This is a genomic window from Mesorhizobium sp. M2C.T.Ca.TU.002.02.1.1 (assembly GCF_003997225.1).
Window position 1 is genome coordinate 1 of sequence record NZ_RZTO01000464.1, and the last position, 4,912, is coordinate 4,912.

Below are 4,912 nucleotides of genomic sequence, written 5' to 3' on the forward strand. Positions count from 1 at the left end.
CAATAGTACTGACATAATTCCCGCCTCGCATGGAGAAATGATGACGGATCCAAGCCCCGCAGCCGGAAAACCGATCAGGACGGCGATCGCCGACGAGGACGGCATCGACTTCGCCATCATCGAACTATTTTTCTTCGCCTACCGCGATTTCACCTCCGACCCGGACCAGATACTCGCCGAATACGGCTTTGGCCGCGCTCATCATCGCGTGCTGCACTTCGTCAACCGCAGGCCCGGACTTACCGTCGCCGAACTGCTCGATGTGCTGAAGATCACCAAGCAAAGCCTGGCGCGGGTCTTGAAGCAGTTGATCGACACCGACCATATCGTCCAGGTGCAGGGTCCGCGCGATCGCCGGCAGCGCGAACTCTACCCGACCGCCAGGGGTCGCGCGCTGGCCTTGGCGCTGGCGCGGCCACAGTCGCGCCGCATCCGTGCGGCATTGGAGGATTCCGGAACCACCGAGCGCGCCACGATCGAGCGATTCCTGGAAGCGATGGTCAATCCGGAACTAAGAGCGCAGATCGACATTGTGCCTGCGCAAACATCGGGGAAGAACCATGGAGACCATTGAGAAGGTTGATCATCCGGCCGCGCCCGACGATGACGCGCCGCACCTCTTGGTTGTCGATGACGACACGCGTATCCGCAACCTGCTCAAGCAGTATCTGTCCGAGAACGGCTTTCGCGTCACCGTCGCCGGCAATTCCGGCGAGGCCAGGCGCAAGCTCGCCGGCCTCGACTTCGACCTTTTGGTGCTCGATGTCATGATGCCGGGCGAGACCGGCGTCGACCTCACCAAGGCGCTGCGGGCCGAAAAGAACGTGCCGATCCTGATGCTGACGGCGCTGTCCGAGACCGACAGCCGCATCACCGGGCTGGAGGCCGGCGCCGATGATTATTTGCCGAAACCGTTCGATCCGCGCGAGCTCATCCTGCGCATCAACAACATCCTGCGCCGTGGCGGCCCCGCCGCGACCCCTAAGGTCGAGCAGCTGGTGTTCGGGCCCTACACGTTCCAGATCGCCAAGCGTGAATTGAAGCGCGGCGGCGAGGCGCTTAAGCTGACCGACCGCGAGCAGGAGATCCTGGCGATCTTCGCCGCGCGGGCGGGCGAGACCATACCGCGCCATGAACTGGTGGGCGATGAATCGGATGTCGGCGAGCGCACCATAGACGTGCAGATCAACCGGCTGCGCCGCAAGATCGAGCGCGATCCGTCCAATCCGGTGTGGCTGCAGACCGTGCGCGGTATTGGGTATCGGCTCAGCGTCGAATAAACTACCGTCGAAGGCCCTTTGCTGAACGGCCATCGACGAGCGGAAGGGCGAATGGCGACCACGCAACTGGAAAAGCCCGAAGGAGGCGGCCCCGGCGATCTCGTGCTGCGGACGCTGAGGGCGATGCCGCGCGCCTGGAACCGGTTCTGGCGCCTGGTCGCGCTCTACATGCCGAAGCGGCTCTACGCCCGCTCGCTGATCATCGTCATCGCGCCGATGATCCTGCTGCAGTCGGTGGTGGCCTTCGTCTTCATGGAGCGGCATTGGCAGACGGTCACCCAGCGCCTGTCGCAGGCGACGATCTCGGACATAGCGGCCGTCATCGACATGATGGAAACCTATCCGCACGACGCCGACTACGCCAACATCATCCGCATCGCCCAGGACCGCATGCAGTTGAAGGTGGATCTGTTGCCGCCCGATCCGCTGCCCCCGCCGGGCCCTAAGCCGTTCTTTTCCATCCTCGACGAGGCGCTGTCGTCGGAGATCACGAGACAGATCAACCGTCCGTTCTGGATCGACACGGTCGGCAACTCGAACGTCGTCGAGGTTCGAGTCCAGCTCGAAGGCAAGGTGCTGCGCGTCTTCGTGCGGCGCAGCCAGGCCTATGCCTCGAACACCCACATCTTCCTGATCTGGATGGTCGGCACCTCGCTGGTCCTGCTGATGATCGCCATCCCCTTCCTGCGCAATCAGATCAGGCCGATCCTGACGCTCGCCGAGGCCGCCGAGAGTTTCGGTAAGGGTCGGCCGATGCCGCGCGATTTCCGCCCGCGCGGCGCCGAGGAGGTCCGACGCGCCGGCTTCGCCTTCATCCAGATGCGTGAGCGCATCGAGCGCCAGATCGAGCAACGCACCGCCATGCTCACCGGCGTCAGCCACGACCTCAGGACCATCCTCACAAGATTCAAGCTGCAGCTGGCGCTGGCCGGCGGCAAGTCGGAGACCAAGGCCGCGCTGAACCAGGACATCGACGACATGCAGTCGATGCTGGAAGGCTATCTCTCCTTTGCGCGCGGCGAGGCCTCGGAGGACACCGGCCGTTTCGACCTCAACGCCTATTTCCAGAAGCTCGGCGAGGAAGCGCAATTGCGCGGCTGCAAGCTCACGACGACGCTGACAGGCGATCCGGCCGTGCATGTGCGGCCGAACGCCTTTGCCCGTTTGCTGTCGAACGTCATCGGCAATGCCTTCCGCTACGCCAAGACCGTCGAGGTCCACGCCAATCACGGTCGCGGCTCGCTCACCGTCACCATCGACGACGACGGTCCCGGCATCGCGCCCGACAAGCGCGAAGAGGTGTTCAAGCCTTTCCTGCGGCTCGACGAGGCGCGCAACCTCGACGCCAGCGGCACGGGACTTGGCCTGTCGATCGCCCGCGACATCGCCCGCAGCCACGGCGGCGACATCAGCCTCGAGGACAGCCCGCTCGGCGGCCTGCGCGCCGTCATCAAGGTGCCCGCCTAAGACCGGTCAGGACAGGCTTCATCCGCCCGTCATGAAATCATGGTCAAGAGCGCGCATGAAGCGCGCGACCTTCGTTGATTCGGCCCTGCCGCCCCGCTTCGATCCGGTGCCCACGCGGGTGCGCTGGAGCGAGGCGCGGGCCGCTGCCTGGCTGCCGTTCCGGCACCGCGCCGGCGTGCTCGATAGCCATGCCGGCAAAGGATCGCCATGCGTATCGGGATCGCCATGCGCATCCTGATGGTCACCGACGCATGGCGGCCGCAGGTCAATGGCGTGGTGCACACGCTGGAGCGCCTGACCGAGGCGCTGAAACCCTTCGACGTCGAGCTCGATTTCCTGACGCCGAACCTCTTTCGCACCTTGCCGATGCCGACCTATCCCGACATCCGGCTGGCGCTGACGACGCCGAGTCATGTCGCGCGCATGATCGACGCCGCCAAGGCCGACCACATCCACATCGTCACCGAGGGTCCGCTCGGCATCATGGCGCGCCGCCATTGCCGAAAGGTGGGCCGCCCCTTCACCACCAGCTATCACACGCGCTTTCCCGAATATCTCAGCGCCCGCCTGCCGGTGCCGGAAAGCTGGGCCTACAACTGGCTGCGCGACTTCCACAATTCCGGACAGGGCACGCTCGTCGCGACCCAATCGCTGGCGGACGATCTCGCGGCGCGCGGCTTCAACAAGCTGAGGCCCTGGACGCGCGGCGTCGACACCGACCATTTCCGGCCCGACAAGCGCAAGGAAACCGGATTCCCCCGCCCGGTCTTCCTGTGCGTCGGCCGCGTAGCGATCGAAAAGAACCTGACCGCCTTCCTCGATCTCGATCTGCCCGGCAGCAAGGTTATCGTCGGCGAAGGACCGGAACTGGCAAAGCTCAAGGCACGCTATCCCAACGCGCATTTCCTCGGCCACCGCCCGAACGACGAGCTGGCCGAGATCTACGCGTCGGCCGATGTCTTCGTGTTCCCGAGCCGCACCGATACTTTCGGAAACGTCATCATCGAGGCGCTGGCCAGCGGAACGCCCGTCGCCGCCTATCCGGTGACCGGACCGATCGACATTGTCGGCGACGGCGTCGGCGGAGCCGTGTCGAACGACCTGGGCGAAGCGGCGATGAAGGCGCTTCACGTCGACCGCGCCGAAGCCCGCCAGCGCGCGCTGCGCTACAGCTGGCAGGCCTGCGCCGAAATGTTCCTCGGCGTGGTCGATGAAGCGCTGGGGATGCCAAGCAAACGCGCCGATCAGGATAGGCCGGCTCCAGGTCGCCCCAGGCTCGTCCTAGAATAAACGCCCGCCGTCCGGCACTTTGCGCTCGATGGCGCCGAGCACGACGGCGCCCACCTCATCGGGGAAGCCGAGCGTCAGCACTTCCGACATGAACGGGCCGATCTGGCGCGGCGGGAAGTTGACCACCGCGAAGACCTGGCGGCCGACAAGCGTTTCCGGCGCGTAGTATTTGGTGATCTGCGCCGACGACTTCTTCACCCCGATCGCCGGGCCGAAATCGATCTTCAGCTTGATCGCCGGCTTGCGCGCTTCCGGAAACGGCTCCGCCTCGACGATCGTGCCGGCACGGATGTCGACCCGGTCGAAATCGGCAAAGCTGATTTCGGGCTTGCGCTCGCTGCTGGAACTCATCGGCGGTATCGGTTTGGTTCAGGCGTTTCCGTGGGTCTCGAAGAGCACGCTGGACAGCGCGTCCTTGGCCGATGTACCCGACCAGACGACGAACTGGAAGGCCTGGAAATAGCATTCGCAGGCCTCTAACGCCGAGGACAACAGCACCTCGACCTGCTGGCTCGACGGCTCGACCCCGCCGGCAAGCAGCAGCGACTGCCTGAACATGATAGCGCCTTCCTGTTCCCACAGATCGAAATGCCCGAACAGCATCTGCTCGTTGATCAGCGACAACAGCCGCATCACTTCAAGCGCGCGCGTCTCCGGCACCTTGATGTCGAAGGCGCAGGCCAGATGCAGCGCCTCGAAATCCTCCATCCAGGAGAAGGAGACATGGTAGTCGGTCCAGCTGCCGGCGACCGAAATCGAAATCTCATCGTCACCGGCGCGTTCGAAGGACCAGTCGTTGTTGTGGGCCACCTGCTCGATGACATCCACCGGGTGGATTTCGCGGGAGAATTCGAGTTCGAGGAGTTCCATAAATG

6 protein-coding genes are annotated in these 4,912 nt (G+C 64.4%); 4 read left to right on the forward strand and 2 right to left on the reverse strand.

Annotation, left to right across the window (positions count from 1 at the left end; all coding sequences use genetic code 11):
- Positions 1–40 precede the first annotated feature (40 nt).
- The 4 genes from EOD07_RS22325 (at position 41) to EOD07_RS22340 (ending at position 4,037) form a co-directional block, all read left to right on the forward strand.
- Positions 41–574 carry a MarR family transcriptional regulator gene (locus EOD07_RS22325; RefSeq protein ID WP_127237005.1) on the forward strand — a complete coding sequence of 178 codons (534 nt, stop codon included), beginning with the start codon at positions 41–43 and terminating at the stop codon, positions 572–574.
- Entirely contained in the window at positions 561–1,280 is a 720-nt protein-coding gene (locus tag EOD07_RS22330; protein ID WP_040989639.1) for a response regulator transcription factor, read from the forward strand. Before EOD07_RS22325 ends, EOD07_RS22330 begins: the two co-directional genes overlap by 14 nt.
- Before the next feature lie 51 nt (positions 1,281–1,331).
- On the forward strand, positions 1,332–2,747 hold the full coding sequence (locus EOD07_RS22335) for an ATP-binding protein (protein ID WP_127237006.1): 1,416 nt from the start codon (positions 1,332–1,334) through the stop codon (positions 2,745–2,747).
- 225 nt (positions 2,748–2,972) lie between these two features.
- Positions 2,973–4,037, forward strand: coding sequence for a glycosyltransferase family 1 protein (locus tag EOD07_RS22340; RefSeq protein ID WP_245470398.1), 1,065 nt, complete (start codon positions 2,973–2,975; stop codon positions 4,035–4,037).
- Here EOD07_RS22340 and EOD07_RS22345 read toward each other — a convergent pair.
- Both EOD07_RS22345 and EOD07_RS22350 read right to left on the reverse strand, forming a co-directional pair.
- Positions 4,029–4,388, reverse strand: a complete 360-nt coding sequence (locus tag EOD07_RS22345; protein ID WP_127237007.1) for a tRNA-binding protein — start codon at positions 4,386–4,388, stop codon at positions 4,029–4,031. The two genes, EOD07_RS22340 and EOD07_RS22345, sit on opposite strands and share 9 nt — an antisense overlap.
- Before the next feature lie 18 nt (positions 4,389–4,406).
- A complete protein-coding gene (locus tag EOD07_RS22350) occupies positions 4,407–4,907 on the reverse strand; it encodes a YbjN domain-containing protein (RefSeq protein WP_040989643.1) in 501 nt (166 codons plus the stop codon).
- Between the last annotated feature and the right edge of the window lie 5 nt (positions 4,908–4,912).

Bases quoted from the DNA above. Each gene is read 5' to 3' on its own strand.
- EOD07_RS22325 (WP_127237005.1), top strand. From the start codon at position 41: ATGACGGATCCAAGCCCCGCAGCCGGAAAACCGATCAGGACGGCGATC.
- EOD07_RS22330 (WP_040989639.1), top strand. From the start codon at position 561: ATGGAGACCATTGAGAAGGTTGATCATCCGGCCGCGCCCGACGATGAC.
- EOD07_RS22335 (WP_127237006.1), top strand. From the start codon at position 1,332: ATGGCGACCACGCAACTGGAAAAGCCCGAAGGAGGCGGCCCCGGCGAT.
- EOD07_RS22340 (WP_245470398.1), top strand. From the start codon at position 2,973: ATGCGCATCCTGATGGTCACCGACGCATGGCGGCCGCAGGTCAATGGC.
- EOD07_RS22345 (WP_127237007.1), bottom strand. From the start codon at position 4,388: ATGAGTTCCAGCAGCGAGCGCAAGCCCGAAATCAGCTTTGCCGATTTC.
- EOD07_RS22350 (WP_040989643.1), bottom strand. From the start codon at position 4,907: ATGGAACTCCTCGAACTCGAATTCTCCCGCGAAATCCACCCGGTGGAT.